The sequence below is a fragment of the Corynebacterium lubricantis DSM 45231 genome, from assembly GCF_000379425.1.
Lineage (GTDB): Bacteria > Actinomycetota > Actinomycetes > Mycobacteriales > Mycobacteriaceae > Corynebacterium > Corynebacterium lubricantis.
Map to the genome: position 1 here is coordinate 1 of NZ_KB902193.1, position 26,772 is coordinate 26,772.

General features: G+C 57.1%; 26 protein-coding genes. 14 read left to right on the plus strand and 12 right to left on the minus strand.

Features of this window, described 5'->3' with window-relative positions:
- Positions 1-209 precede the first annotated feature (209 nt).
- Positions 210-2,111: a phosphopantetheine-binding protein gene (locus A37O_RS16810; RefSeq protein WP_018296576.1), complete on the minus strand. Its 1,902-nt coding sequence runs from the start codon at positions 2,109-2,111 to the stop codon at positions 210-212.
- 15 nt (positions 2,112-2,126) lie between these two features.
- Between A37O_RS16810 and A37O_RS16815 the strand changes: the two genes are divergently transcribed.
- Complete coding sequence (locus A37O_RS16815) at positions 2,127-2,330, plus strand: hypothetical protein (RefSeq protein WP_018296577.1); 204 nt, start codon at positions 2,127-2,129, stop codon at positions 2,328-2,330.
- A 48-nt stretch (positions 2,331-2,378) separates the two neighbouring features.
- On the opposite strand, the gene A37O_RS16820 is transcribed toward A37O_RS16815, so the two are convergent.
- Positions 2,379-3,404 (minus strand): AMP-binding protein, encoded by a 1,026-nt coding sequence (locus A37O_RS16820; RefSeq protein WP_018296578.1) that lies wholly within the window; start codon positions 3,402-3,404, stop codon positions 2,379-2,381.
- Between the two features lie 371 nt (positions 3,405-3,775).
- On the opposite strand from A37O_RS16820, the gene A37O_RS0105910 reads away from it, so the two are divergent.
- Positions 3,776-4,288, plus strand: a complete 513-nt coding sequence (locus A37O_RS0105910; RefSeq protein ID WP_018296579.1) for a hypothetical protein — start codon at positions 3,776-3,778, stop codon at positions 4,286-4,288.
- 94 nt (positions 4,289-4,382) lie between these two features.
- On the opposite strand, the gene A37O_RS0105915 is transcribed toward A37O_RS0105910, so the two are convergent.
- Positions 4,383-4,769 carry a RidA family protein gene (locus A37O_RS0105915; protein WP_018296580.1) on the minus strand — a complete coding sequence of 129 codons (387 nt, stop codon included), beginning with the start codon at positions 4,767-4,769 and terminating at the stop codon, positions 4,383-4,385.
- A 22-nt stretch (positions 4,770-4,791) separates the two neighbouring features.
- On the minus strand, positions 4,792-5,403 hold the full coding sequence (locus A37O_RS0105920; protein WP_018296581.1) for an FMN-dependent NADH-azoreductase: 612 nt from the start codon (positions 5,401-5,403) through the stop codon (positions 4,792-4,794).
- Between the two features lie 95 nt (positions 5,404-5,498).
- Between A37O_RS0105920 and A37O_RS0105925 the strand changes: the two genes are divergently transcribed.
- Positions 5,499-6,158 (plus strand): TetR/AcrR family transcriptional regulator, encoded by a 660-nt coding sequence (locus tag A37O_RS0105925; RefSeq protein ID WP_018296582.1) that lies wholly within the window; start codon positions 5,499-5,501, stop codon positions 6,156-6,158.
- Here A37O_RS0105925 and A37O_RS0105930 read toward each other — a convergent pair.
- Positions 6,127-6,675: a hotdog fold domain-containing protein gene (locus tag A37O_RS0105930; protein ID WP_018296583.1), complete on the minus strand. Its 549-nt coding sequence runs from the start codon at positions 6,673-6,675 to the stop codon at positions 6,127-6,129. The genes A37O_RS0105925 and A37O_RS0105930 overlap by 32 nt on opposite strands.
- A 367-nt stretch (positions 6,676-7,042) precedes the next feature.
- Entirely contained in the window at positions 7,043-7,753 is a 711-nt protein-coding gene (locus A37O_RS0105935) for a DUF1648 domain-containing protein (RefSeq protein ID WP_018296584.1), read from the minus strand.
- Between the two features lie 93 nt (positions 7,754-7,846).
- On the opposite strand from A37O_RS0105935, the gene A37O_RS0105940 reads away from it, so the two are divergent.
- The 3 genes from A37O_RS0105940 to A37O_RS0105950 all read left to right on the plus strand — a co-directional run bounded on the left by A37O_RS0105940 (position 7,847) and on the right by A37O_RS0105950 (position 10,069).
- A complete protein-coding gene (locus A37O_RS0105940; RefSeq protein ID WP_018296585.1) occupies positions 7,847-8,275 on the plus strand; it encodes a DUF1801 domain-containing protein in 429 nt (142 codons plus the stop codon).
- A gap of 79 nt (positions 8,276-8,354) precedes the next feature.
- Positions 8,355-9,278, plus strand: a complete 924-nt coding sequence (locus A37O_RS0105945) for an ABC transporter ATP-binding protein (protein ID WP_018296586.1) — start codon at positions 8,355-8,357, stop codon at positions 9,276-9,278.
- Entirely contained in the window at positions 9,275-10,069 is a 795-nt protein-coding gene (locus A37O_RS0105950; RefSeq protein ID WP_018296587.1) for an ABC transporter permease subunit, read from the plus strand. The genes A37O_RS0105945 and A37O_RS0105950 overlap by 4 nt, the downstream gene beginning before the upstream one ends.
- Here the strand turns inward: A37O_RS0105950 and A37O_RS0105955 are convergent.
- Positions 10,066-10,638, minus strand: coding sequence for an LURP-one-related/scramblase family protein (locus A37O_RS0105955; protein ID WP_018296588.1), 573 nt, complete (start codon positions 10,636-10,638; stop codon positions 10,066-10,068). The two genes, A37O_RS0105950 and A37O_RS0105955, sit on opposite strands and share 4 nt — an antisense overlap.
- Positions 10,635-11,360, minus strand: coding sequence for an SPFH domain-containing protein (locus A37O_RS0105960; protein ID WP_026196176.1), 726 nt, complete (start codon positions 11,358-11,360; stop codon positions 10,635-10,637). The genes A37O_RS0105955 and A37O_RS0105960 overlap by 4 nt, the downstream gene beginning before the upstream one ends.
- A gap of 515 nt (positions 11,361-11,875) precedes the next feature.
- Here A37O_RS0105960 and A37O_RS0105965 point away from each other — a divergent pair.
- The 5 genes from A37O_RS0105965 (at position 11,876) to A37O_RS14825 (ending at position 17,153) form a co-directional block, all read left to right on the plus strand.
- Complete coding sequence (locus A37O_RS0105965; RefSeq protein ID WP_026196177.1) at positions 11,876-12,892, plus strand: helix-turn-helix domain-containing protein; 1,017 nt, start codon at positions 11,876-11,878, stop codon at positions 12,890-12,892.
- A gap of 149 nt (positions 12,893-13,041) precedes the next feature.
- A complete protein-coding gene (locus A37O_RS0105970; RefSeq protein WP_018296591.1) occupies positions 13,042-14,949 on the plus strand; it encodes an FAD-dependent monooxygenase in 1,908 nt (635 codons plus the stop codon).
- An 84-nt stretch (positions 14,950-15,033) separates the two neighbouring features.
- A complete protein-coding gene (locus A37O_RS0105975) occupies positions 15,034-15,615 on the plus strand; it encodes an LURP-one-related family protein (protein WP_018296592.1) in 582 nt (193 codons plus the stop codon).
- A gap of 51 nt (positions 15,616-15,666) precedes the next feature.
- Positions 15,667-16,302, plus strand: coding sequence for a GOLPH3/VPS74 family protein (locus A37O_RS0105980; protein ID WP_018296593.1), 636 nt, complete (start codon positions 15,667-15,669; stop codon positions 16,300-16,302).
- A gap of 98 nt (positions 16,303-16,400) precedes the next feature.
- The gene (locus A37O_RS14825; RefSeq protein ID WP_018296594.1) at positions 16,401-17,153 is read left to right on the plus strand and encodes a DUF6308 family protein; all 753 of its coding nucleotides are present in this window, start codon (positions 16,401-16,403) and stop codon (positions 17,151-17,153) included.
- Between the two features lie 309 nt (positions 17,154-17,462).
- Here the strand turns inward: A37O_RS14825 and A37O_RS0105990 are convergent, their stop codons facing one another.
- From A37O_RS0105990 to A37O_RS0106005, 4 genes are all read right to left on the minus strand, one after another.
- Positions 17,463-18,155 carry an aspartate/glutamate racemase family protein gene (locus tag A37O_RS0105990; protein ID WP_018296595.1) on the minus strand — a complete coding sequence of 231 codons (693 nt, stop codon included), beginning with the start codon at positions 18,153-18,155 and terminating at the stop codon, positions 17,463-17,465.
- A gap of 16 nt (positions 18,156-18,171) precedes the next feature.
- Entirely contained in the window at positions 18,172-19,383 is a 1,212-nt protein-coding gene (locus A37O_RS0105995; protein ID WP_018296596.1) for an NAD(P)/FAD-dependent oxidoreductase, read from the minus strand.
- An 84-nt stretch (positions 19,384-19,467) separates the two neighbouring features.
- Positions 19,468-21,165 (minus strand): aa3-type cytochrome oxidase subunit I, encoded by a 1,698-nt coding sequence (ctaD, locus tag A37O_RS0106000; protein WP_018296597.1) that lies wholly within the window; start codon positions 21,163-21,165, stop codon positions 19,468-19,470.
- Between the two features lie 196 nt (positions 21,166-21,361).
- Positions 21,362-21,763: a cupin domain-containing protein gene (locus tag A37O_RS0106005; protein ID WP_018296598.1), complete on the minus strand. Its 402-nt coding sequence runs from the start codon at positions 21,761-21,763 to the stop codon at positions 21,362-21,364.
- Positions 21,764-21,952: 189 nt separating this feature from the next.
- Between A37O_RS0106005 and A37O_RS0106010 the strand changes: the two genes are divergently transcribed.
- The 3 genes from A37O_RS0106010 (at position 21,953) to A37O_RS0106020 (ending at position 26,600) form a co-directional block, all read left to right on the plus strand.
- Complete coding sequence (locus tag A37O_RS0106010) at positions 21,953-23,035, plus strand: SDR family oxidoreductase (RefSeq protein ID WP_018296599.1); 1,083 nt, start codon at positions 21,953-21,955, stop codon at positions 23,033-23,035.
- Between the two features lie 282 nt (positions 23,036-23,317).
- Positions 23,318-24,991, plus strand: coding sequence for an ABC-F family ATP-binding cassette domain-containing protein (locus A37O_RS0106015; protein WP_018296600.1), 1,674 nt, complete (start codon positions 23,318-23,320; stop codon positions 24,989-24,991).
- A gap of 97 nt (positions 24,992-25,088) precedes the next feature.
- Positions 25,089-26,600: an ABC-F family ATP-binding cassette domain-containing protein gene (locus A37O_RS0106020; RefSeq protein WP_026196180.1), complete on the plus strand. Its 1,512-nt coding sequence runs from the start codon at positions 25,089-25,091 to the stop codon at positions 26,598-26,600.
- Positions 26,601-26,772: the final 172 nt, after the last annotated feature.

Genomic DNA, 26,772 nt, shown 5'->3' on the forward strand with positions numbered 1-26,772 from the left:
TGATGGTGTCCTGGAGCATCTGGCGCATCAGATCGGGTGAGGCTTGGGCCAGCAGGTCGTCGAGGTATCCGGTGGGGTCGATATGATTGGGCGCGGAGGCCATCGTTGGTGTCCTTTCGAGGATGTGTAGGAGCTGAGTCGAAAGGTACCGCGGTGGTCTCCTTGCTGGTCGGCAGGGGGGGTTCACCAGGCGGTAGCTGTACACCACACTATTGGACGCAACCATGGTGCGGTGATTGTCCCAGCCAGGACGATCCAGCCTGAACGCGTCCGGGATTAACAGAGAGTACGGCGATCAGCGAGTCGTCGGGAACATCTTGGTCGGGACCGACGATGCCGGAATTTCCTACGAAGCTTCCCTCCCCGATAACAGTGGTGCCAATATGGATCCAGTCTGCGCTGAGCCTCGTGGAGCTCGCGGTGGAGTGATCCGCCAAGAAGCTGTTGTCGCGAATCCAGGTCAGGTGGGGGATAGTTTCCACCGTGGAGATCTCCACATTGTGGCCAACGCGAGCGCCTAGCAAGCGCAGCCAGCCAGGCGTGAAGCTGGAGGCGTAGATCGGGTAGGCGGAGATGAGCGTGCGCTGCATGATGATGTGGGTTAGCCAGACGGCAGCAGCAGTAAAGCTTCGCGACGAGAAAAACCCAGGTTTGATCACGAGAGACAATAGGCGCACGACGATCACGACACCGGTAAGCCAGGTAGCAGCCATCAAAATAGTGAAAATTGGTGTCCACAGGATGAGCAGTGGGAAGACATCTTCGTAGAGTTCCAGCGCTGCGACTTGTGGGTAGACCAGCATGAAGCCGGGTATGAGGCAGCCGATCTGGAGGAGTCGTATGACTAGCAGGCCGGCGCTGTAGACAATTCTGCGGATGGTGTCGCTGAGGGGAATCTCCAAGCGATTCAGAGACGAACGGGGAGCATCTTCGGGTGTGCGGTCTGGCCAGGTTTCACCTGCTGGACCGAGGTGCTCAATAGGTGAGCCACCCCACAGCTCTCCGGCGGGAATGGTGCCTGTGATGGTTGATCCCGCCACGATCTCGGCAGATTCTCCGACGTGGGTGTTCGGGGTGATAAAAGTTCGCATGGCAACGCGTGCGTTGTCGTCGATAGTGATGGTTCCAATGAGTACTGTGTCGCCGTCGATCCAATAGCCCTGCAGGTCAACTTCGTGTTCGACCACGGCGTGCTCGCCAATAGTGGCCATTCCTGTCACACAAGGTTCTGCTGCAACGTGGGCGGTGGGAGCGACGCGATTACCAAATAATCGGTGCAGCGTCGGTGCCATGGGTGTGCCATAAAGGTTGTCTAGCTGCATGAACGTGAGAAGTCGTCCAGCGGCCCACATGCGTAGGTGTGTCCAGCTGCCGCGTTTGTAGAGTCCCGGTTGCATTCTCGCTGTGAGAATTCGGGCCCCAGCGGCGGTCAGGACCGCCTTGCCTGGCAATGAGTAGACTGCGATCCAGGCGATAAGCAGTGGCCAGCCGGGGATGGAGGGGACCCAGCCGGCGTCGAAAAGCGTGCCGAGACCCCAGACGGCAATGAGGGCGCCGACAACGTAGCGGATGGTGTTGAACAAGTAGAGCAGGCAGACGAAGAAGAACTGGAAGACTCCAGCGGTCGCCGGGATCGGGTCGGCGGGCCGCCGGTGTTCCGTTTCCGATTCAAGCTGACCCAGGTAGTGGGCCATTTCTCCGAGAGTGGGGCGGGCGTAGAGCTCTGCGATTTCCGCAGAGGGATAGGTCTCGCGAATACGCGCTGCGAGTTGGGCAATGGCAATAGAGCTGCCGCCGATCTCGAAGAAGTCTGACTCTGTGGTCATGGGTACGCTTCCGAGTTGTTCCACCCAGAGCTGCGCCAGCTCGTGTTGGGTGTCGGTGAGCCCTGTAAAGTCCTCGTTACCGGTAGATTGCAGCGGCCACGGCAGTGCTTTGCGGTCGACTTTGCCGGAGGTCTTCAGGGGCATGTTCTCTAGGATTGTCAGCTGGGGAACAATGCCGTCGGGGAGGTTGGCCTGCATGATTGCGCGGACCTCGTTCAAATCAATCGTGTCATCGCCGGAAACATAGCCGACGAGGATGCTGTTGCCGCCCTCAGTTTTCTGCACCGCGGCGGCGGTTGCGTGGACACCGGGAGCGGAGTTGAGATACTCGTCGACTTCGCCCAATTCGAGGCGACGGCCGCCAATTTTGACCTGGTCGTCGGCGCGACCTCCGAAGATGAGTCCGTCGTGCTCGGCGACGACGAGGTCGCCGGTGCGGTAAGCGCGCTGCCAGCCCAGGGAGGTCAGTGGGGCGTATTTTTCAGCATCTTTGGCTGGATCTAAGTAGTGACCGAGGCCGACTCCAGCAATGATCAGCTCACCGGTCTCGCCCTAGTTCACAGGTTCTTCGTGTTCATCGACAACGGCGAGTTCCCAGCCCGGAATGGGGCGCCCGATGCGAATTGGAGGGGTGCCATCCATCAATTCCGCGGTGGCGATCACGGTGGCCTCGGTAGGCCCGTAGGTATTCCACACCTCGCGGCCGGGTTTCGAAAGCCGCTGCACAAGTGCAGGTGGGCACGCTTCGCCACCGAAGATGAGGAGGCGGACTGCCTCTAAGGACTTTTCGCTCCACATCGCAGCCAGGGTGGGCACGGTGGAGACGGCAGTAATGCGCTTGTCGACGATCCACTGGCCGAGCACGTCTCCAGAGCGCACGACATCGCGGGAGGCTGTGACAAGTGTTGCGCCTGCGCGCCAGGCCAGCCACATTTCTTCACAGGAGGCATCGAAGGCCACGGACAGGCCTGCCATGACGCGATCGGTTGGTCCGAGTGGTGCATCCGCAAGGTAGGTGAGGCGTTCGGAATCGACGAGTGCTGCGGCGCTGCGGTGACTGACCGCGACACCTTTGGGCACCCCGGTGGAGCCGGAGGTGAAAATGATCCACGCGTCGTCGTCAAGCGTGGGCGGAGTCGTATCGACCGGGATGTTCTCTTCTGCTGGATCGTGGTCGGGGTGGGTGATGAAGAGGTCTTCGCCGAAGTCAGCATCCACCTGGGCTTCAGCCCACACAGTGTTGGCGCGCGAATCCAATTCGTCCCAATCGACGGGAACATAGGCGGCACCTGCGTAAATGGTGGCCAAGATGGCGATATAGAGATCCGTAGTGCCCGATGGAACACGGATTCCTACTCGCGAGCCACGGCCGACACCGTGCTCGTGCAGACGCTGCGCATGCTCGATGAGCACGTCCTTGAGCTGGGCATACGTGAGCGATCCTTCGGTGGCCTCGATCGCGACAACATCAGGGTGATCGGTGATTGTTGCGTTGATGATGTCAACGAGAGTGTGCTCTGGGGGAGCGGGGGCGACACCGAAAATAGCCTTTTCGGGGTGGTCTAGATTATCAGCCATAGTTGTCCTATCGAAAGCGAAAGAGCAGTTGAAAAAGGTCCCAACTGCCCTACATAAGCCGCCTGCATGGGAACACAGGGGCTAATGCAGTGATTGCTAGAGATAATCTAATTCTTCCGGCATATAAAAAATTGATCATATGAGGAAATGTAAGCGGCGTAACAGTTCTATAACATTGTGGTCTCAACCGTTCATGTTGGTTAAATAATGTGATAAGTAAATTGACTTGCCACTTTAATTAACCTTGCATGTTTTTTAATTAATGTTTTGTTGGCCAAATAAGATTCTTCTCATCCCCCTATACAGGGGTGATTAGACATGCGTTGCTTCAGTCCTGCGTCGCAGCCGCGCCGGCAAGTACATTGAAATCCATGAGTTTGAGTAGCACCGTCGCTGTCGCCGACCGCACTTTAACCGCAACCGATCTCGCGCGAATCGGGATCGTAGTCACGGGAGAAAAAACAACCTTCGATCTGCCCATGGACACGCAAGCGCCACCCGAGAAAGTCGGGGTGTTCAACGTATTGGGACGGACATTGATCGTCTCCGCCGACCCGTCATTTACGCGGGCGATCACTGGCCCGGGGCGTTTTGAGGCTGATTGGCTGGTGGCAATAGCTGACGGCACCTCCGATACTGCGGCCTTCGAGGTTTTTGGGGGTGGGGAGTGCGAACGACGCTTTGTATACGCCCAAGGCGAAGTCCTCGAAGACAGTGGCGAGCGCCCATCATTTGAACCGGAGCCGGATGAGGATGGAGTAATCGGCGACCTGGAAGAGTATTTCTGGGCCGTAGTTGAGCGCTCCGGTGCTCCCGCGGCGGCCCCGAAAGGCGACATTATGTGGCTCGAAGGTAAGTGGGCTGAGCTGCGTCTAGAGCACTAAGGAGCGCCCGAGAACGCTAAATGCGTTAGACCCAGGGCAGATACCTAGGTCTAACGCAGGAAGAAAAGTGCAGTAGCTAGCGTGCGGACTTTATCTAGCGCGCTACTGCAATCGCTTCGATTTCCAGCAAGGCCTCGGTGTGGCCGAGCGAGACAACCTGAAACAGGGTGGTGGCGGGGTAAGGCTTGGCGAAAAACTCGTCGATAATTGGCTTGATTTTTCGTGCCGCACTGATGTCCTTGACCATAATGGTCAACTTCACAATATCGGAGAGGCTGCCGCCCGCTGCTTCCATGACTGTTCTGATGTTCTTGAACGTCTGGCGGGCCTGCGATACGAAGTCGGGGCCGACGAGTTCGTCGGTCTCGTCATTGCCAATCTGCCCGGAAACGAAGACTAATCCGTTCGCCTTGATGCCGAGGGAAAGGCCGTATGGTTCTTGCCAGTCGGGATCGTGGGTGACTTGTTCGATCTTGGACATTGCGGGGCTCCTTAAAGAGGAATTAAGCGTTCGCGGAAGCGAGTGCGCGAGCGCGCTCGACGACCTGCTGCTGTGCCTTCGTGTGGTTGTCGGCGGCGAGGTCGCGGAGATGCTCCATCTGTGGAACAAAATCGGCGAGGGTGAGCTCAGAGACAATAAATTCAGCCTCAATACCGAACATACCGCTTAGTACCTTGTTCAGGTAGCTAGTTGCGAATTCCTTGTCCTCGTTCGGGGTGCCAGGGCTGTAGCCACCGCCACGGGCGTTAATGACCACGGTCGGGGTGCCTGCGACGGTACCCTCCGCGCTGCCGGTGCGACCGGTGATGCAGGCCTGGTCGATCCATGCCTTGAGGGTGGAAGGGATGGTGAAGTTGTGCATCGGGGTGCCGATGAGGATCAGGTCGGCCTGCTCCATCTCTTCGGCGAGTTTCGCGCGCAGCGGAGCCTTGTCGCCGGCAGCATGGTCAGCTGCGGTCAGGTGAGGGATCGGATCTGCGGCGAGGTCGCGGTAGATCACGGTGCCGTCTGGGTTCTGAGCGAGCCATTCCTCCTGGAATGCAGCGGAGAGCTGCTTGGAAACAGATGATTCCTTGGTGCCGAGGGAGGAGTCGATGTGAAGAAGAGTTGGCAAGATATTTCCTTAACTTGATGTGACCGTCAAGATATTGACAAAATAGATAATAATTAAATTGACGGTATAGTCAAGTTGGACGAGAGGAGATAGCCATGACTGGAAAGAATGCACCGCGGACCATGCGCGCGGACGCAGTGCGCAACATGCAAAAGATCCGCAACGCCGCGGTAGGAGTCTTTCGGGAGCAAGGCCTCGCCGCTCCGATCGAGGAGATTGCGCGCCGGGCGGGTGTGCGGCCGGGCACGGTATACAACAGGTTCGGGAGCAGGGAAGGGCTTATCGACGATGTCGTGCCCGATCTCGCGGCCGCGGCACTCGGCCAAGCCACCCAATCTGCCTTGGCCTTTGATGATCCATGGGAGGGCTTCGTTTACTATCTCACCCGCATAGGAGAGATTCAGGCGGAGAATGCCGCGTTGAGCGACGCGGTGACCCGCCGGTATATAGAAACGGAGCATCTAACGCATGCCTGCGACGTCTCGCGCAGCCGTGAGCAGGAGATTATCAATAGAGCGGTGCAGGGCGGTTCGCTGCGAGCCGACTTCACCTTAGAGGATGTCCAGCTGATTTTTTGGTCGACGGCGGAGATTATCCGGTCGACGGACGAGATCGCGCCTAATGCTTGGCGACGACACCTCGCCTTCATCCTTGACGGCCTGCGCGCCGGGGCTGCACATCCTTCAGGTGTTGAGGCGCTTTCGCCTGAGCAGGTGCAGAAAATCAGGTTGAAGCTTGGGTCAGACGGGGCTTAGTTGCCCTACTTTTTGCCGAGACCCACACGTCGATCTCGGCGACCACGGGCTTCTCGCCGACGTCGTCGATGCAGTCGATGTGTACGGTGACCAGCTGGCCGCCGGTCTCTCGGGTAATCGTGGAGAAATCCGGGAAGTCTGCCGTTGCCTTGACCGTCAAGCCACCGGTGGACTTGGTGGGGTAGTCGGCGCGCATGCCACGCGGGATCCAGCGGTGGGTATCGGGCACCGAGCATTCACACAGCAGGCCCATGGCGGATTCTGCTCCGTTGAGCGCGGCAATGACGTGGAAGGTGCCGATGTGGTTTTGTACTCCCCACCATTTGCCCAGGCGCACGGTGGCGAACCCGCGGCCGGCCTCCTGCACGCGGGGCAACACCGTGCGGAAATAGGGGGCCTTCAGGGCATAAAGCGTGGAGAAGATGCCGCGCTTCAAGGCGTTTTCGTTGAACTTTTCCCAGAGTTTGGCGGTGGCGCCGGGCTGGAAATCTGCAAGAGATTCTGTGATGCTAGTCATAAAAGCTCAGTGTACGGGTACGATTGTTCATTCGTAAAGGGGTGATTCGTGCCGTGAGAGTTCGGCCTTGACATTGATACCAGTGTCAGGGTTTAAGGTGTGGACATGTGCAACTCTTAGAGTCCAGTTACCGGCAAATCGACCACAACCTTGGCTAGCTTCACCAGCACATTCTCGGCGCTGGCGCGACGGGCTACCGGAAAAAGAGATCGATCCGGCCACATTCTATACAGGTGGGGCGCGCGGTTACACGGATTATCCGCGGTATGGCGCTTGAGGCTGGCGGAAAGCGGACCTAACGCACGACGAAATCTAAAAGCCCAGGTCGCTGTGCGAGAAGTCGTGCGAAGTGCACCTATTTAAAGTTTCAATTTAAAACGGTCACGAGAATGATCAGCGCCAATGGCATAAGAACCACACCCATCAGGAGCCACGAACCTGGGTTCGCCCAGTTGAGGGTGGTGCCCAGCCCGTGTTCGATCAGCACGCGGTCGTCGTTGCGGTTGTAATAGAACATTCCCCAGTGCATGTTTTGGGAGTTCTCATCGTGTCCGACCACGTTGGCTACCCTGCGCTGTGCAGCCATGAGATCACGGACAAACCACACCAGGAGCAGCACGATCCCCGCGATGACAAGCCCGGTTAACAAGGGGCCGCGCAAGAATCCCAACAGGCTAAAAGTGACTGCACCTATTACGAGGGCCGTGAGCGCCAACATGAAATTCGCCAGCAGCGGAACCGTCTCGTTGGTGGTGGCGCGAATGCGGTCGACCTCCTCGACAGACTTGTGGGGTAGCCCCTCGTGCGCATGTTTCGCCTGGTAATGGGTGGTGTACACCACGGAGGGAGCAACCACACCCAAGGGAATTCCACCCGCTGCGATCATCCCAAATACCGCACCGGGAGTCTTCGGTTTGAAGCTATCCGGCTCGCCACTGAAACCCCAGTGCGTCGGCATCGGATCAGGAATCCGATCCCACAACACAAAAAGCAGCACGCCCGAAAGCAAGAAAATCCCGGCCAGCAGATATAACCATTGCCGGGGTACTGGTTTCAGTTCGATGTACTCGGAGTCCACATTCACCTTTTTGCTTAACGACGATTGCCAGCCCCTAATGTAGCAACCTGCGAGTATCCTGGGGCGCACTCAAAACGGTGAAGGAGCAATCACATGAGCGAAGAAACCGGATTCAGCCAAGCTGAGCGCGACGCGATGAAGGCCCGAGCTGCGGAACTGCGTGCCCAAAAGGGTGGCAACAAGAAAGCTAAGAATCTCGAAGCTCTCGAGGCTGTCATTGACGAGCTACCCGCAGGTGATAAGGAAGTCGCAGTGGCCCTGCACCAAATTATGACCGAAGTTGCCCCTGAGCTGGCGGCAAAAATATGGTACGGCATGCCCGCTTACGAAGATGAGGAAGGCGTGGTGGCATTCCTACAGGTAACAAGCAAATTTGAAACGCACTATTCCACACTTGGTTTTAATCAAGGAGCACAACTCGACGAGGGTGATATGTGGCCTACCCACTACGCCATCACCGAGATCAATGACCACGTCAGGGCGAAAATGACCGAGCTTGTAAGAAAAGCTGTAGGTAAATAGGCCGCTAAATCTTATATCTGACCTGAATCTACGGGAGTAGCATTAGAGAAGTACAAGAAGTACTCACGAAAGGCTCGCCATGGCCATCGTAATTAGTGCAACTGAACTGCAGAAACGCTTTGGAAATCACGTTGCTGTGAACGGGATTGATCTGGCGGTAGAGCAGGGATCCATCTACGGCCTTGTTGGCCCAAATGGTGCAGGAAAGACCACGATTCTGCGGATGCTGGTGGATATTCTGCGCCCCTCAGATGGAACGCTGAGCGTGCTTGGTGCCACGCCAAGGGAGTCCGGATCGGAGCTGCGCCGCCGCATCGGATATCTGCCGGGCGAATTGAAACTCAACGAGCGAGTTACCGGCAAGAAGCTGCTGCGCCAGCTGGAAAGGATCAGCGGGTCGGTGGACCAGGAATTCGTCGAAAAGCTTGCTAAGCGCTTCGACGTCGACCTTGCTCGACCCGTTCGGACCTTATCAAAGGGAAATAAGCAGAAGATCGGGCTGATTCAGGCATTTATGCATCGCCCGGAGCTATTAATTCTCGACGAGCCCACCAGCGGTCTTGACCCCCTGATGCAACGGGAGTTTCTTGCGCTGGTGCGCGAGGCGCAAGATAATGGGCAGACGGTGCTGTTGAGTTCGCATATTCTGAGCGAGATTCAGCACGCGGCAGACGAGGTTGCGGTGTTATCCCACGGCAAGATCGTCGCGCACAATGATGTGAATTCGTTGCGTTTGGCCGGTGTGTCGCATGTGCGCGCGATCCTGGGTGGGGCAAGTCTCGACGAGGCACGAGACCGCTTGGAGGCGCTGCCGGAACTATCGAAGGTGTACGTGGCTCGAACCACCGGCGACCTGGTTAGCGTGAGTGCGGCGCTAAAGGGGGAGGTCGATCCCGTGATTAAGGCGCTGGCCGGATTTCATGTGGTGAACTTGTCCATTGAGGAACCGGATCTTGAAGAGTCGATACTTAACCTGTATGAACGCGGGGAGGTCGAGCGATGAAAACGCTTCCGATTTTCACCGGTGACCTTGAGGCTGGCTGGCGCAGTTTGGTGGCGTGGAGTGTGGCTATTATTGCCGTGCTGTGTTTGTATCTGCCGATTTATCCTTCGATGAATACGCCTCAGCTCACCCAGATGATCCAGGCTTTGCCTGCGGAGCTGACGCAGGCGCTGGGCTACGATCAGATCACATCCGGGCAAGGCTATACGCAGGCGACATTCTTCGGATTGATGGGCTTTGTGCTCATTGCAATCGCGGCGATTTCCTGGGGTGCCGCCGCTATCGCGGGGGAGGAAGAATCGGGTCAACTTGAGCTCACCCTGGCTCACTCGGTGGGTCGAGTGCAGTATGCGCTGGAGACGGCGGGAGCACTCGTCGTGAAGCTAGTCCTTCTTGGCGCGGTGGCAACTGTGGTTATTACGGTGCTGAATTCACCTTCTGAACTGGGGATTGGCTCTACTGAGTTGTTCGCGGAGATCTTCGCTTGGGTGGGTCTGGGACTCCTGTGTGGTTGTGCGGCTCTGGCTGCTGGCGCGCTGACCGGCAGGCGAGCCTGGGCGATAGTTGCCGGTGCAGCAGTCGCCGTGTTGGGCTATGCCTTCAACGCACTGGGCAATATGAGCTCGAATGTCGAATGGCTGAAATACCTCTCGCCCTATGACTGGGCGTATAGAAACACTCCGCTACTCGACGGATTCGACTGGGGCGGTCTGGCCTTGCTGTGGGGTTTGTCGCTGGTGCTTATCGTGGTGTCGGCGGTGGCGCTGGCGCGGCGAGATATTAAAGGCTAATCGTCCTGCTTCTTTGCGCGCAGCATATCCAGGCTCATCGTGGCACCAAGGAGAGCTGCGTGCTGGCGCGAGTCAAGACCGGGTCGGATGGTGAGCAAGTACGTGTTTTTGCCGAGCATGTAATTGCTCAGGCCGGTCCAACCGGTGGTGACCCTGGCGAGGGGTTGGCCTTCAGAGGCGATGGCAAAGTCGAGGTCCCAGAAATTGCCGGTGATCTCGACATCGGGGAATCCTGCCATGGTCAGCGACAAGCGTGTTTTCAGGAAAGACCATTTCTGGGAAATGATTGCCAGTGGTTCTTCTTCTTGCGGTAAATAGACCTCATAGGTGTCGAAGACGAAATTTGGCAGGTCCTGGATGATCAGGACGGGCGCGGTGGATGTGCCATCGGCATCGGTCGCCGCCACGGTCAGCCCGCGCGAACCCATGAAAAAATCCTTCAGATCTGTGGATTGCACGACGGTGCCGACTGGTGAGCCGTGCTCGTCGGAGATGGAAAACTCGTCGGCTATGAAAGACTTGGTCTGGGAGATCACTAGAGTGTCCAACGTGAGTAGGTCAGGGATCATAGCTGATCTCCGCGAATCTCGATGGTCGAACCCGGTGGCAGTGCTTCCAGCATTCGGATCTTAGCCAGGACCGGATTCTGCTCGAGAACTTTTGCGCTGGCAAGCCGGGCGCGCGTGGTTTTCACTTCATTGCGCGCGCGTTCCAAGTCCGTTTCGGAATTCACTTTGGCGACTACAGCGTCCTGGAGTGCCGCAGAATAGCTTGCGGGCAGGCTGATGTCCTTCAAAAAAGCAGCGTTCACCTGCGCACCGACTAGTGTTGCTGCCGATTGCGCAGCGGTGAGCACAGAATCGAGCTCAAGACGCGTGCCGACGAAAGAATCCAGCGTTTGCTCCATGACGAGTTCTCGTAGGGCGATCTGCGCCGCAAGGTAGATCTCTTCGTCTGGGCCCTGCGCTTCGGTGATGAACTGAACTGGATCAACTGTCCGCGCCGCAAACGCCAAGGTAAGAGTCACAGTCATGCCGTCAGCTGTCGGGATCGTTTGCGGGTGCATTTGAATCAGACGACGCCGAAGATCAACCTCTAAGAAGCGATCGCCGGGACGTGCGATCTCGCGCTTACTCAATCGCGTGATTGTTCCTTTGCGTTGACGCAATACAGCATGACCAGCCTGTTCGACTGGTGAGCGCAGCGAAGCAGGTTGCCAGGCACCACCATCCGTCAAAGGGGCATACATTGCCCACCCGGGAGTATTTGCACGAGAACGAAACAAAGCCATCTGATCACCTATGGAAGTATTGGAAGGTTGCCGCCGACCGGACTGGTGTTGGCGGGGCACCGGTGCGTCCCCCGGATCAACGGATACGGGTTCGGGCCGGGCCACTGGCGTCCACCGGAATATTCCGGGCAGCGACAACCCTATTCAGTGGAGAGGGGACTTGAACCCCGTTGGCTCCGTGGAGCCGTGCCACAGCGATCCGCATCTGTTCAATCGGGAACACCCACGGAAGGCCGGAAGCGCCCAGCAACCAGGATGCGGTGCTGCCACGAGGATAGCGGAAAGTGAGTTTTGCTATCGCCGAAATCTGCCTTCGTTGCTGACAAGCCAGACGATGAGTCGTCCGGAATCATCGGGAGTGTCGAATTGGTGGCCGGGAAAATAGGCAGTTGATTCCGCCATTGTCTGCTCACTCCACTAGCATCCTGCGCTTAGGAGAAAAGAATGAGGAACTGGCTTAGGGCCTTGTCAGGGTAGTGACTTACCAGCCTCCGCGCTCTATTGTTGTGAGCACCATGAACGAGCAAGCACCCCAGCAACAACCCAAGTTCCTGCGGTTCAGCACGCGCGGGATTGTTCCGGATAACCGCGTGCAAATGTGGGAGGGGCACAACGCGAAAGCGCTGATCCCGCTGGATATTCGCACTATCGACGATCGCCCCATGCAGGCATCCGAGACGAATCTTTACCTGCCCTCGGTGCGGATGGCCAGCGTGTTCGGCACCTCACAGATTGTCGAGCGCTCCGAGAGCTTCATCGCCGATAATCCTACCGGTGTGGTCGCGATTTTCTTCGCCACCGAGGGCGACGCGTTTTTCTTCCATCGCGCCGGGAATATCTCACTTCGGCCCGGTCAGGCAATCGTTTATGATGCAGATCGCCCCTTTGTCAGGGGTTTCAACCACAGGTTCAGGGAGCTGGTGCTTACCATTCCAAAGCAGCGCTACCGCGAGATCCTAGGTCCGAAGGGTCCAGAACTCCCGGCGGTGTTCGAGTTCGGTGCGACAGGAAATCCCGGAGAGCAGGCGCTTGCCCGCCTGGTCAAGGAGTCACTGGCCCGCATCGAAGGCGGCCAGCTGCAGCACATCGACTATTCGGATTACTCAGAGCCGAAGCCTTGGAGCGGCATTGAGGACGAGGCAATCGGGCTGATCCGCAATGTGCTTGGCGAAGATGCGAGCAGCGAGGAAGGACTGATCTCCGCCGCGAAAAACCATATCGAGCTCAATATTGGCGACCGAGAACTGAGTCCAGGCCAGGTCGCCGCCGCCGTGGGTATCAGTGAGCGTCAGCTCAGCCGGATCTTCGCTGACGCGGGCACGACCGTGGGTCGCTATGTGCTCAACCAGCGACTCGGTTTTGCCAAGAGTGCTCTTTCTGCGCCGGAGCAAGATCTGATTTCGGTCGGCGAGATCGGACAGCGCTTCGGATTTGCCTCGCAAAGCCACTTTGGACGCACCTTCCGTGAACGCTTCGAGATGACACCATTGCAGTGGCGCAAGGAAGCTCAGCGCCAGCGCCTGCAAGACTAAATCGGGTGTTTTGGCCCCGTACAGACATGAATTTGTCCGAGGCGGACGATTCCTGCAGTCACACTATCGCTTTGATTGTGACCTGAACTACATTTCTGGGTACCCCAAGGAGAACACCAACGAAGCAAGACCCTTTGAAAGGACTCGACATGCAGTTTCACTACGACGGATACGCAACCGGCGACCCAATGGAAATGCGCGCGGAGGGCAGCGGCATTAACCGCCCCGACGATCTTCCTGAGGTCATGGACGTGCTGGTTGTCGGTGCCGGCCCAGCGGGCACCATCGCGGCAGCTCAGCTCTCCCGTTTCCCGAATGTGACCACCCGCCTTGTGGAGCGCAGCGATCGTCGTCTAGAGCTTGCGAACGCCGACGGCGTGCACTCCCGCACCATCGAAACCTTCCAGGCGTTCGGCTTCGCCCACGAGATCCTCGCAGAGGCCCACGAAATCACCGACATGGCTTTTTGGAAGCCCAACCCGGAGAACCCGAAGCACATTATCCGCGACAACAGCACCCGCGAGTTGCCGCAGCACATCAGTGAGTTCCCAATGGCGCTTCTGACCCAGACCCGCATTATCGACCACTTCAACCGCTTCATGAAAAACGCGCCGACACGCATGGAACCGGATTATGGTTACGAGTTCGTCGACTTCGAGGTGGCAGAGGATGCGGACAACGCCGAGTATCCAGTGACCGTCACTTTGCGACGATCCGCTGGCCCCAAGGAAGGCGAAGAGGTCACCGTTCGCACCAAGTACTTGGTCGGCGCCGATGGTGCACGTAGCCAAGTGCGTAAGTCGCTGGGCTACCGCCTCCAGGGCAAGCAGGCCAACCACGCTTGGGGCGTGATGGACATTCACGCCAACACCGACTTCCCCGATGTGCGCAAGAAGTGCACCATCAAGTCGGACTCCGGCCGTACCATCTTGCTCATCCCACGCGAAGGTGGTTACCTCTTCCGTCTCTACGTTGACCTGGGTGAAGTACCCGACGACGGCAGCAAGGCAGTGCGCAACACCCCACTGCAGGAGGTGATTGATACCGCGAACAACATCCTCGCGCCGTACACCGTGGACGTGAAGAACGTGGTGTGGAACTCCATCTACGAGGTGGGCCACCGCGTCGCCGATCACTTCGACGACCGCGTCTCTGACAAGACCAACGGCGAGCACCCACGCATCTTCATCGCCGGCGACGCCTGCCACACCCACAGCGCTAAGGCCGGCCAGGGCATGAACGTGTCCATGCAGGACGGCTTCAACCTGGGCTGGAAGCTAGGGCATGTGGCCAGCGGAAACAGCCCTCGCGAGCTGCTGCAGACCTACGCCGAGGAGCGCGAGGACATTGCCTACAAGCTCATCGAATACGACAAGAACTGGTCCTCGCTGATGGCAAAGCCGTCCAGCGAGATGGGCAGCGCGCAGGACCTAGAGGATTTCTACCGCGCGAACTCCGAGTTCAACGCCGGCTACATGACGCACTACGAGCCTTCCTCGATTACCGCGGATGGCACGCATCAGGCCCTCGCAGAGGGCTACCCAATTGGACGTCGCTTCAAGTCGGCCATGGTAGGTCGAGTATGTGATCTCGTCGAAACGCATCTTGGACATCAGGCCACCGCCGACGGCCGCGTGCGCGCCTACGTCTTCGCCGGCGCCGACGCGCTCGAAGACGGCACCTCGGATCTGGATCGCTGGGCATCGTGGGCGGAGGAGGCCCTGGATCCGACGCTGGTGGACGCGAAGGTGATCTACCAGGCGCCGTACACTGACTTTGACATCTCGCAGGTGCCAAGCGCGTTCAAGCCGGCCGTGGGCATTTTCGAACTCACCAACGTGGAGAATTCCTTCGGTGTGACCGCGGATTCCGATATCTTCGACAGTCGTGGGATCTCCCGCGACGGCGTGGTCATCGTGGTGCGCCCCGATCAGTATGTGTCCGGCATCTTCCCGCTGACCGATACCGCGGGCCTGGAGCAGTTCCTCCTCAGCTACTTCCCGCAGATGCAAGGTGTGGGCCAGGAGGCTCTCCCTGAGGTCATCGAGGCGAAATAGTCAACACCTTTAACTAAGTGTGGCCAGCCCAATAGTGGCTGGTCACACTTATTTTTTCGGCACGGCGAGAGTAAAATTATGGGTATGGCGACCGAGTTGCTTGCCCTCAACGAATTGAAAATCAATAAGACTAAGGCTTCACTCACGAACGAATATTCCATCGTTGATGCCCACGGCACGCCCGTTGGCAGGGTGGAAGAGTTGTCCACGCTCAAAGAAGCTTTACGACGAGCGCGTACGTTCATGGTGCTTGGCCTCGATGATGCGGGAAACGCCGCCGAGCCCATCTTCGGTTTAAAGGCTTTTCCTCGATTTATCACTGAGACCTACGAGGTGCACTTGCCGGGCCAGGACAAGGCCCTCGCCACCATCGAACAGACCCGCGCGATGGTCAAAACCACGCTGAAAGTCACCATGGATGGATACCCCGAAATTGTGGTCAGCGGAAAATTCTGGGAGCGAGAATTCGTCGCCAAGGCGGGTACGCAGATACTCGCGACCGCGGACATGAGTTGGGAGGGGTTTAAGCGCTACCTCGGTGGGGAGATTGATTATCGTCTGGTGGTTTCCCGTGGCCTTGATCAGAATCAGCATCTGGTCATTCTGTTGGCAGTTGTGTGCCTGGATGTTTTACATTCAAAATGGGTGGAATCCACGAACAGCTAATGTGGAAGGCGAAGAAAACTCAGCGACATCTTTGCCAATGAGGAGGCAACCATGCTTGTCTGTGAAGAACTTTTCCTGCTGCTCGTCAACGATGAAGGTCGCTCCGAATCTGGAGTCGGCTTCCAAAGCGAATCCCTGTCGGCGGCGGTCCTTTTCGATCTCGTATCTGCCTCGCTTATTTCTGTCGGTCTGGGTAAGCGCGATCGGATCCAGATTCTTCAATCCCAGGCTGACCACCCTGTGTTGCAGTGGGCCTTGGATACCCTCGGGGGCAGGAGGAAGCCCTCGACCGTGAATGCCGTTGTTGATTCCGAGTGGTTCAAACCCAAGGAGGAAATTGGTAAAAACTTTGCTCGGTCGGGGTTCGTTGACTACACCGAGAAAAAGTGGGCCGGCATGGTCCCAGCCATCTTCCGAGTCCTTGATCCTGAGCCCGAAAAGGCGCTGCGCTGGCGGCTGGCCGACGTACTCAATAGTCACGCTGTACCGACCTTCCGAGATGTGGTTGTGCTCAATATCCTCGAGGCGGCGGACTGCGCCCACCGTGTGCTCAGGGACGACGTGCCGAACTTGAAGCGCCGCGAACTGCTCAAACGTATCAAAGAGCTAGGCGAACAATATCCCGAAGACGTTTACAGCCCAGCGGTGCGTAGGGCTGTGTGGGAGTTCTACTCGGTTGTGACTTAAAGGGGTTAGGGGGCTTGTTCGGCGCGATTGATTCCAGCGTAGGCTGATGTCAAGTCATAGTTTTGCTCCCAAACAAAGTAGTGAAGGTATTACTAATAATGCAAGATCATTTAGTTCGTCTCCCACGCTGTCTTGAGGGAACGAAAGAACAACTTCTCGATGAAAACTCACAGGCTTTGCAGTACTTGCGGACCTATTATCAAACGAGGCTAGATCCAGAAAATTACTCCGGGAAAGGTTGGTACGCTGGAGCTTTCTTTGATCAGTGGAACTTTGATTCCGTCGAAGTGGAGAATCCGACCCGTTTTACAGCGCAGGACATTGCTGCAGTCCAGTGCTTGAGCATTTCTTTCAAGGCGCGAACCGTTGCTGAAATCTTGTATCTCCGAAACGATGACCTGAACAGCTGGCTCGAAAAAGCAGTAGATGCCTGCGCTCAGTACTCGAAGTTGAGCGATATTCCACCAAGCGTGACCGACTATCGGGGGAAGACCAAAGACGTCTCAGACGACGAATGGGCACCATTTGTACTTGATAAAAAGCTACGTGAAATTGATGATGTTGACGTAGTTACTGCTTCCAAGCTCATCGCCCGCAAACTTCCGCACATCTACACAATTTGGGATAAGAAAGTCACCAAGCTTGCAGGCGTAGAGGATCGCTACATGAGGCCCCTTCAGATCACTCTGCAGAATGATCCTTCAATTGAAGAAAAATTGGAGGCTTTGCGGTTAGCAGCGGGTCTGCCGATCAGCGTGTCGTTGATTCGGATTTACGACGTACTTGCATGGATGGAGCAGACGCATGATCCGATTTCTAGTCAGAACCCAATAGTTGGTAATCCAGGTTAACTACCAAATTAGCGATTGAGATAGCACAACTTCGAGTTACCAAGAGTATGAGAAAGGTCGATGCAATGGATTCCTCGGAGTTTGGCATCCGATATCGAATCGTAGGACCGAAAGGGATGTTGGCGCGTTTAGTATCGCAAATCTTGGAAAGCCAGCGGCAGGGGGCGTGGGTTTTAAAGACTTGCACCCTGGTGTGGAGAATATCGGTGTAAGCGCAAGCGTTCTTGAACACGGTCAGTATCTTGAAGGAGTGAGCCTAGGAAGATAACTAAAGTCGGCGAGTGCAGATCCTGCGCCCCGAATTGCCTGCTACCCCAGCACAACCTTCACCAGATCATCGATATGTGGCTCCATCGTGTCCAGCGTCGGTATCGGGGACGTGGAATCGTCGAGAAGCAAAGGCAGTTCCGTACAACCAAGGATGACCAACTCTGCGCCCTCGTCGGCGACAAGGCGCGCGATGATGTCCACGAATCCTTGTCGGGTGTCGTCCTTGACTATGCCGAGCTCGAGCTCTGTGGCGATCTTGTCCTGGATGTAAGCGATCTCGGAATCATTCGGGAGGATGACATTGATGCCATCTGTGCGAAGCGGGCCTGACAGGAAATCCTCGCGCATGGTGAACTCGGTGCCGAGCAGCAAAACATTACTGACACCGCGCGCGTGAATCTCACGCTGTGTGGACGTGATCGAGCTGATCAGGGGCAGGGGAGATGCTTGCTCGAGGCGGTCGAAAACCACGTGAGGCGTATTCGCCGTCAGGCTTGCGACCTCCGCACCCGCGGCCTGCAAGTTTTTAATACCCGTGAGCAGATACTCGGTCAGGCCGTCCCAGTCTCGGCCGCCAGCGTACTTGAACACCTCGAACGCGCTGAGCGACTCGATAGTCAGTGGCGCGAGGTTGTCAGGACTGGTGGCAGCCTGGACACCTTCGATGATGCGCTTGTAATAAATCACCGTTGATTCGGGTCCGGTGCCACCAATGAGTCCTAACTTTTTCAATGTCCGCGCTCCTTAATTATCCGCCTGGCTTGATCTGTTCAGCGAGATCCTCCACCGACAGCTCGCCGGAGTGGTTCTTGCGAACGGCCTCGCGAGCAGCCGGAACGGAATCCCACGTATTCCACAAAAGTACGCCTTGGACCTTGTCGCCGTCGAGATACCAGACAACGGCCGCGGTCTGGTCGTCGTTCCAGACTTCCTTCACCTCGAACCGGGTGGAGAGCAGTCCGATGGCCTCATAACCGTCAGAGAACAGATCCGAGTAGAACAGCGGCGTGTAGTCGTAGTTTTCGCCCGCCCCAGCCATGTTCTTGCCCGCTGTAGTTCCCGACGCCCACGCGTTATCCACGTGCTCGATATGGCGCGCACCGAAGAGAGGATCGTCGAAGTGTGCGATGTCGCCGGCCGCCCAGACATCCTCGGCACTCGTGCGCAGTTGCTTATCGACGAGCACCGCGCCCTTTTCCATGGTCAAGCCGGCAGCTTCGGCGAGATCCGTATTCAAAATGGCACCGAGGCCGAGAACGGCAACATCGGCGGTGACGGTGTCTCCATTAGCTGCGGTGAGCGTGAGTTCTTCGCCAGCATCGATGGATTCGAGATTGAATCCCGGAACCAGCTCGATGTCATGGTCGTGATACACCTGCTCAAGGTGAGAGACAATGCTGGTCGGGAACATGTGTTCGAGCAAGTGTTCGCCGAGGAAGTAGTTAGTAATCTTCGCGCCGGTGTGGGTAAGCCCGGCTGCGATTTCGGAGCCGATATACCCCCCACCAATGATGGCCACGCGGGAGCCTTCGCGAACGAGCTCGCGCAGCTTGCGGTAATCGGCGACGGTGCGGAAATAGACCACGCGATCGTCGTCAAGCGTGCCAAACTTGCGTGGCGTGGAACCGGTAGCCAATAGGAGCTTGCCGTACTCGACGTTTGTGCCGTCGGCGGTGGTGACGGTGTGCTCTGCTGGGCTAATGCTGAAGATCTTCGTGGAGGTGACAAGCTCCGCGCCGGTATCTGCTGCCGTGGCTAAATCCTGTGATACGGGATCGGGGTTGTCTCCGTTCCAAAGATCCTTCGTTAATGCAGGACGGTAGACAGGGCCGTCCGCATCGGCGGAAATGATCGCGATGGAGGCCTCGGGTTCTGCCTCGTGGATGGATCGTGCGGCTTTGTCCGCGGAAACGCCGCCGCCGACAATGACGTGGTCGTACCTACTTTGAAGCTGTGCCATGATTAAACTCCTTTAAATTTAAACTATACGTAGCTTCCATTGTAGGCTCGGGTGCAGGTCTCTGCAATGGTGCGTCGGGAGGTGTTAATTATGGCCTCCTACGTGCGCTTCAATGCGCATTCGCTCCACCATGTGCGGGTAATGCAGCTCGAATGCCGGGCGCTCCGAACGGATCCTCGGCAGCGAGGTGAAGTTGTGGCGCGGAGGTGGGCAGGATGTTGCCCATTCCAAGGAATTTCCGTAGCCCCAGGGATCATCCACGGTGACAACTTCTCCATAGCGCCAGGACTTAAACATGTTCCAAATGAACGGAACCACCGAGAGGCCAACCACGAAGGAGAAGGTGGTGGAGATCTGGTTGAACAGCGTGAATCCATCCGAGTCGAGGTAGTCCGCGTAGCGACGAGGCATGCCCATATTGCCCAGCCAGTGCTGGATTAGGAACGTGCCGTGGAAGCCAATGAAGGTCAGCCAGAAGTGCCACTTCGCCAGGCCTTCATCGGCCATGCGTCCTGTCATCTTCGGGAACCAGAAGTACAAGCCCGCGAACGAGGCGAAGACAACGGTGCCAAAGACGGTGTAATGGAAGTGCGCGATAAGGAAGTAGGAGTCAGCCAGGTGGAAATCCAGTGGTGGAGACGCCAACATGATGCCGGTCAGACCACCGAAGAGGAAGGTGGACATGAAGCCCATCGCCCAGATCATCGGAGATTGCCAGGTGATGTGGCCGTTCCACATCGTGCCCACCCAGTTGAAGAATTTCACACCCGTGGGCACCGCAATAAGGAAGGTCATGAAGGAGAAGAAGGGGAGTAGCACAGCGCCGGTGACGAACATGTGGTGAGCCCACACCGTCATAGACAAAGCGGCAATCGCGAGAGTGGCGAAGACCAGTCCGATGTAGCCGAAGACTGGTTTTCGGGAGAATACCGGGACTACTTCGGAAATGATGCCGAAGAACGGCAGTGCGATGACATAGACCTCCGGGTGACCGAAGAACCAGAACAGGTGTTGCCACAAGATGGCACCACCGTTGGCGGAGTCGAAGATGTGACCTCCGAGGAGGCGATCGTAGAGCACGCCGAGTGCGGCTGCGGTGAGCAATGGGAAGATCATCAGCGCCATAATGCCGGTGATAAAAATGGTCCAGCAGAAGACGGGCATGCGGAACATGGTCATGCCGGGAGCACGCATGGTGAGCATGGTGGTCATCATGTTGATAGCTGAGGCAATCGTGCCGATGCCCAGCATGCCAACGCCGAGAATCCACAGGTTCGCGCCCACGCCGGGAGTGCTATCTGACGACGAGAGCGGCGCGTACATGGTCCAACCGAAATCGGCCGCGCCGCCTGGGGTAAGGAATCCGGCGAGGATAAGTAATCCGCCCGCGGTGGTGATCCACAAACCGAAGGCATTTAACCGTGGGAAGGCCACGTCTGGGGCGCCGATTTGCAGCGGTACCACGAAGTTGGCAAATCCCCAGACAATCGGGGTGGCGAATCCCAGCAGCATCATGGTGCCGTGGATGGTAAACAGCTGGTTGTATTGCTCGTTGGACAGAAATTGTAGTCCGGGGCTAAATAGTTCGGCGCGCATCAGTAGGGCCATGATGCCACCGGCGAAGAAGAACATAAAGGACATCACCATGTAGTAAATGCCCAGCTTCTTGTGGTCTGTTGTAGTGAGCGCATTCCAGAAAACGGTGCCCTTGAAGCCGTTTCCACTTGGTTCTGGTCTGCTTTGTATCGTTCTTTCTACTTCTCTTGGTGCGACGGCAGTCATCGGAATCTCCTCATGTCCGGGGCAGTCCCGCAGATGCGGGGCCGTCCATGCGCGATACCGGCTTAACTTTTAAGTCGGAGAAACTACTTTTAATCCCGAAATATGTTCGGTATATCTGTGACCATAGACTAGATATGTGCTATACACCACACTATTTATTCGAAAAAACTGAAACTAATTCATTACGGGGGTGGTGCTATGGCTCCCGTCGTTTGGAATGGCTATCTTGGCCTAGCACGCTGGTGACTGTGGTGAGAAGAAATACTGAATCCTCGAGCGCTTCAACCGCATGGCGGTAGTGGGTAAGTGCTTCAAGGTCTCCGGCGTTCAAGATTGTTTCTTCTTGTCCGGAAATTCGAACCTGTCCATGCAAGACGAAAGCGGACGCTGCCGGAGGAGAATTATGCTCGGCCAGCGTCTCTCCCGCGCGCAACGCGATGATGGACTGGCGGAGCGGGCCATCCTTGACTAGAAGTTTTGCTACTCGGCCTTTATTGGATGTGAGCGCTTCGTGGAGAAAATCTTCGGTTAGTTTTTGAATCTTCATCTCCGTTCCGGGCTCGTCGTGAAAATCCTCGGAACCATTGTTCGTGCCCATGTCAGTCCTTCCCGCATTCATAAACTATTTAATACGTAAAGTATCGTACTAATTACTAACTGGTGCGGGAAGGGGTGGCTTGCGAGTCAGAGACTATTGGTGATGAGGCCCAAACGTAGACATTTCAAAGCCGCTGCAGTTCTTCTAGAATTGAAGCATTAATTTCGCATTAGTTTCTGGAGGAAAATAATGTCAGGAAAAGCAAGCGTCCTAGTCACCGGCTCTGGAGGCGTGATCGGGCGCAACGTGGTCGATCATTTCGTTGCCCAGGGCTACAGCGTGCGCGGTATTACTCGCCGTGAACCCGAAGAGCACGAGGGGTGGGATCACATCGCGGCTGACCTTTTGGATAAGCAGTCCACCCTCGAGGCGATGGGCCAGGCGAAAGACACCACTCATTTAGTATTTGCCGCCTACATTGAAAAACAGAATCCTACGGAGTTGATCCAGGTCAACATGGATCTTCTTCACAACACCCTGGACGCTCTCGAGGCTGTTGGTGCGCCGCTCGAGCACGTCACCTTGTACCAAGGGATGAAGTATTACGGAGCGAACTTAGGCCGATTTAAAACTCCAGCCTTAGAAAACGACGAGCGGCTCATCAGCCCTAACTTCTATTACGAGCAGCAGGAACTCTTGCAGCGCGTGGCCTCCGAGCGCGGTTACCACTGGACTATTTTCCGCCCGGAAGGTGTGCAGGGCTATGCGCAGGGAACCCCGATGAACCTGTTGATGGCACTCGCAGCCTACGTGAGCATCACCAGCGAGCTTGGCGTGCCACTGCGCTTCCCGGGGTCGCGCACTACTTATGACCAGGTCTTTTACCAGGTCACAGATGCCGAGCTTCTCGCCGAGGCCACGGAGTGGGCGGGTACCACGAAGGTAGCTTACGACGAGGCCTTTAACCTCACCAATGGTGATGTCTTCCGCTGGAGCCACCTTTTCGCAGCTATCGCCGATCACTACGGGATGAAGCTGGAGGAGCCACAAGAGATGAAGCTTGCCGAGCGCATGCCCACCTACCAACCCCTCTGGAATCAGATGGTCGGCCACCACGGTTTACGCCACATCACCTGGGAGCAAACCGTGGATTGGAACTTCGCGGACATGATCTGGAACTCCGAATGGGACAACGTCAGTTCCACGATCAAGGTGCGCAAGGCGGGCTTTCAGGGCTGCCACGACACCATCACACGCACGCTCGAGCTTCTCGACGATCTTATCGAGCGCAAGATCATTCCGCCGCTGGGCAAGAGCGCGCCAGTGCTGTAGGAGATCTCGAAGCAATGTACTATCCACCACCCTTGCCCCTCCGCTCACCCTCCTGTTATGGTCAGGAACATGAGTATGGGACTTTCCTCGAAAAAGCTCTGGTCTCGTCGCTAACGGCGGTGACTACCTTTTAGGACTAGCACGTCGTTCTGGCTTTTAGCCAAACGACGTTTTCTGCTGCGCATTTCCGGTATTCACTCGCTGCATCCAAGATCAATGCACACTTCGTGCCTTGGCAGCCGACCATGCGCGCCGGGCACGCTTACGCTAAAGCGAGACACCATGCCAGAACTTAAACATCCCCGAACTATTGCCGTTCAAGGCACGCTGATTGCGGGGGAATCGGCCCACATCAGGGCGGAAAATCTCACCACCACCAGAGGCGAACGGACCCTTTTTCAAGACCTGAGCCTGACCGTTTCTTCGCGGACCCGCCTCGCCATCGTGGGTGAAAACGGTCGCGGCAAAACAACCTTATTGCACATGCTTGCCGGTACCGAGCTCCCAGATGCGGGATCGATCACGCGCCATGGTCGTATTGCGTTGGTCGAGCAAGCACTCGAGTTTTCTCCGGGACACACCGTGGGAGCTTTGATTAACGAGGCTGTCGGCGAGGCGCATGCGGCGCTCACGGACTTAGACGAGGCCACCTACGCACTTGAACAGGGAGAAGATGGGGCCGATGCACGATACGCCCACGCGCTCGAGAGTGCCGTGGCGCTTGAAGCGTGGGATGCCGACCGCAGGATCGACATCGCACTTGCGGGCCTGTCGGCCTGTACTGATCGCGCGCGCGAGCTTTCCACCCTGTCGGTAGGGCAGCGCTATCGCGTGCGCCTTGCGGTGTTGCTCGGGTCGAGCACCGACATTTTGCTTATCGACGAGCCCACCAACCACCTCGATGCTGCCTCCCTGCAGTTCCTCACCGATTCATTGAAGGCTAAGGATGGGGCTGTGGTGTTGGTCAGTCACGACCGCAAGCTTTTGAGTGATGTCGCCCAGGATTTCATGGACCTTGATCCGACATCCAATGGGAAACCGAGGACCTATCACGGTGGCTACGGCGCCTGGCTGGAAGGCAAACACAAGGAGCGGGAGCACTGGGAGCAGGAATTTGAAAAACAAGTTGAGGAGCAACACCGTCTTGAAAATGCTGCCCAAGATGCCCGCGACCGCCTGAGCACGGGGTGGCGTCCGCCGAAGGGAACCGGCAAGCACACTCGCGCCACCCGCACGGCTGGTGTTGTCCAAGCCTTCAATCGCCGCATGGAGGAGCTGGAGAAATTCAAGGTCACCGTTCCCGAACCGCCGGGAAAACTGCAGTACCCGTTCCCGCGGGTTAAACAAGGCAGGACCGTACTCGATGCAGCCGAGGTCTCGGTTGAGGGGCGGATTCTTACGCCGGTCACTGTGAAAGTGGAAACCGGTGACAAGTTCCTGCTCGTGGGGCCAAATGGTGCGGGAAAATCGACACTGCTTTCGGTCCTCGGCGGCACACTCGCTCCCACAACCGGATACGTGACCCCGACACCAGGCGCGCGCATTGCCACTTTGGACCAGGAGGTCCCCGACTGGGAAGCCACAAAGACTGCTCGCGCGTTGTACGAAAACCACATTGAGGAAAGTGGCGTGCTCGCACGGCGGGGGAGTGCTCCCACTTTGAAATCTCTCGGATTGCTCGATAGAAAAGCCCTGCACACGCAAGTCGGCAGGCTTTCTCAGGGGCACCAGCGCCGTCTCCAGTTGGCCATGTGCCTTGCCGAGCAACCCGATCTGTTGATCCTCGATGAACCCACCAACCACCTTTCCATTTCGCTTGTCGACGAGCTCACCTCTGCCCTGAGGCAGACGGCCTCGGCGGTGATCGTCGCAACGCACGACCGGCGGATGGTGAAGGATCTCAAGGATTGGAAGGTGATCGAGCTGGGCCTTTACTCACCACCTCACGGTGTGTAGTCTCTAACTCGTCCTATTGTCGAAGGAAGGAAAGGCATAGTGTTCATTCGTCTCGCATTCGTTTAATGAATCCGAACTGCAGAAAAGACGATTACGCATGCCTATAACTTTTCAAAACCTTTCTTTGACCTGGCCTAACGGCACCCCCTGTTTCACCGACCTCAGCGGGGCATTTACCAGGCCCATGACCGGCCTGATCGGTGATAATGGCACCGGGAAATCTTCGTTGCTCAAGGTGCTCGTAGGCCAACTTGAGCCCACCTCCGGCACGATGCAGACTCCCGACAATATTGCCTACCTGCCGCAGGATTTGGGTCTGGACACCGCAAGCACCATTGCCGACATCTTCGGCATCACCCCAATCCTCGCTGCCATCGCCAAAGTGGAGGCTGGTGAATACGCGCCCGAGCTACTCGAGATCATCGGCGAGAACTGGGACGTGGCCGAAGCCGTCACAGTCAGGCTCGCCGAGGTCGGCCTCGAGCTTAAGCTGGATCGCACCGTGGGCACGCTCTCCGGCGGGGAAGCAGTATCGGTCGCGCTTACGGCGGCCTTTTTTACTAACCCGGACTTCCTTGTGCTCGACGAGCCCACCAACAACCTCGATTCCCAGGCCAAAGCGACTCTGATCAAGCTGGTCACGCATTCGCAGGTACCCGTGCTCGTGGTCAGCCACGACCGCGACCTTCTGGCGCACACGACCCAAATCGCAGAACTCTATCACGGTCAGCTCCGGTTCTTCGACGGTAATTACGCGACCTACCGTGAGGCGATCGACCAGGAGCAAGCCGCCGCGGTGCAGGGTGTGCGCGAGGCGAAAGCGGAGGAGCGCAAGCAAGTCCGCGAGCGCGAGGCAATGCAGACCCGCCTGGCCAGAGATGCGCGCCGCGGCAGGAAGTTCGCGGCGGAGAAACGAAAACCGCCCATCGCCATGGGGATGGATAAGAATAAGTCGGAGAGGTCGTCGTCGAAACGCGAAATGGCGGCTGCTGACTCCGTGGCGCAGGCCCGCGACAACTTCGATGCGGCGCAGCGCAAAGTACGTGATAGCGACCAGGTGTTCATCGATCTTCCTGCCACTCGTTTGGCAAATGGCACGCGCGCGCTGGCCGCGGAAGAGCTGACCATCGTCGGCCCGGAGCGCGTGCGCATCGCCGGGCCGAACGGGAGTGGAAAGACAACGCTGCTGAACGCGATTGACCGCGGTGAGGTGGAGTATGTCATCGCGGCGCGCGGTTACCTGCGTCAACGTATCGAGCTGGATCCAACCAAGTCCGTGTTGGCGCTGGTTCTCGACGCGAATCCCGAGACGGATCCGCAGTATGTGCGTAATCAGCTGGCGCAGCTGCTCTTCCGCAACGACGAAGTGCGCGCGCAGGTGGGCACGTTGTCGGGTGGCGAGCGGTTCCGCATCGAGTTCGCAAGGGTGCTTTTGGGTACGCCGGCGCCGCAGCTTTTGCTTATCGACGAGCCCACCAACAACCTAGACATCTCCACCGTTGATTGGCTGGTCTCGGCGCTTGAGGGCTACCAGGGGGCGCTGATTGTGGTGAGCCACGACGATGATTTTTGCGACCGCATTGGAATTGAGCGCGTGATTGAGCTGTAAGGGGCTACCCCCGTTTGCTGTCAACGAAACTTGGGAGTTTCATTCTGGGCCTTTACTGCGCTTTAGGCCTGATTTCATCGGATTTGTAAAGGTCACACTAATTTAGTTGATGAGATTTGCTTTACACAGGAACTTATGTGCCTTGAATCACAATCGATTAGTCTGAAGTTGG

What these genes read in the sequence shown, in the direction of transcription:
- A37O_RS16820 (WP_018296578.1), bottom strand. Translation starts at nt 3,404, where the DNA reads ATGGCTGATAATCTAGACCACCCCGAAAAGGCTATTTTCGGTGTCGCC.
- A37O_RS0105910 (WP_018296579.1), top strand. Translation starts at nt 3,776, where the DNA reads ATGAGTTTGAGTAGCACCGTCGCTGTCGCCGACCGCACTTTAACCGCA.
- A37O_RS0105915 (WP_018296580.1), bottom strand. Translation starts at nt 4,769, where the DNA reads ATGTCCAAGATCGAACAAGTCACCCACGATCCCGACTGGCAAGAACCA.
- A37O_RS0105925 (WP_018296582.1), top strand. Translation starts at nt 5,499, where the DNA reads ATGACTGGAAAGAATGCACCGCGGACCATGCGCGCGGACGCAGTGCGC.
- A37O_RS0105930 (WP_018296583.1), bottom strand. Translation starts at nt 6,675, where the DNA reads ATGACTAGCATCACAGAATCTCTTGCAGATTTCCAGCCCGGCGCCACC.
- A37O_RS0105940 (WP_018296585.1), top strand. Translation starts at nt 7,847, where the DNA reads ATGAGCGAAGAAACCGGATTCAGCCAAGCTGAGCGCGACGCGATGAAG.
- A37O_RS0105945 (WP_018296586.1), top strand. Translation starts at nt 8,355, where the DNA reads ATGGCCATCGTAATTAGTGCAACTGAACTGCAGAAACGCTTTGGAAAT.
- A37O_RS0105950 (WP_018296587.1), top strand. Translation starts at nt 9,275, where the DNA reads ATGAAAACGCTTCCGATTTTCACCGGTGACCTTGAGGCTGGCTGGCGC.
- A37O_RS0105955 (WP_018296588.1), bottom strand. Translation starts at nt 10,638, where the DNA reads ATGATCCCTGACCTACTCACGTTGGACACTCTAGTGATCTCCCAGACC.
- A37O_RS0105960 (WP_026196176.1), bottom strand. Translation starts at nt 11,360, where the DNA reads ATGGCTTTGTTTCGTTCTCGTGCAAATACTCCCGGGTGGGCAATGTAT.
- A37O_RS0105965 (WP_026196177.1), top strand. Translation starts at nt 11,876, where the DNA reads ATGAACGAGCAAGCACCCCAGCAACAACCCAAGTTCCTGCGGTTCAGC.
- A37O_RS0105970 (WP_018296591.1), top strand. Translation starts at nt 13,042, where the DNA reads ATGCAGTTTCACTACGACGGATACGCAACCGGCGACCCAATGGAAATG.
- A37O_RS0105975 (WP_018296592.1), top strand. Translation starts at nt 15,034, where the DNA reads ATGGCGACCGAGTTGCTTGCCCTCAACGAATTGAAAATCAATAAGACT.
- A37O_RS0105980 (WP_018296593.1), top strand. Translation starts at nt 15,667, where the DNA reads ATGCTTGTCTGTGAAGAACTTTTCCTGCTGCTCGTCAACGATGAAGGT.
- A37O_RS14825 (WP_018296594.1), top strand. Translation starts at nt 16,401, where the DNA reads ATGCAAGATCATTTAGTTCGTCTCCCACGCTGTCTTGAGGGAACGAAA.
- A37O_RS0105995 (WP_018296596.1), bottom strand. Translation starts at nt 19,383, where the DNA reads ATGGCACAGCTTCAAAGTAGGTACGACCACGTCATTGTCGGCGGCGGC.
- ctaD (WP_018296597.1), bottom strand. Translation starts at nt 21,165, where the DNA reads ATGACTGCCGTCGCACCAAGAGAAGTAGAAAGAACGATACAAAGCAGA.
- A37O_RS0106005 (WP_018296598.1), bottom strand. Translation starts at nt 21,763, where the DNA reads ATGGGCACGAACAATGGTTCCGAGGATTTTCACGACGAGCCCGGAACG.
- A37O_RS0106010 (WP_018296599.1), top strand. Translation starts at nt 21,953, where the DNA reads ATGTCAGGAAAAGCAAGCGTCCTAGTCACCGGCTCTGGAGGCGTGATC.
- A37O_RS0106015 (WP_018296600.1), top strand. Translation starts at nt 23,318, where the DNA reads ATGCCAGAACTTAAACATCCCCGAACTATTGCCGTTCAAGGCACGCTG.
- A37O_RS0106020 (WP_026196180.1), top strand. Translation starts at nt 25,089, where the DNA reads ATGCCTATAACTTTTCAAAACCTTTCTTTGACCTGGCCTAACGGCACC.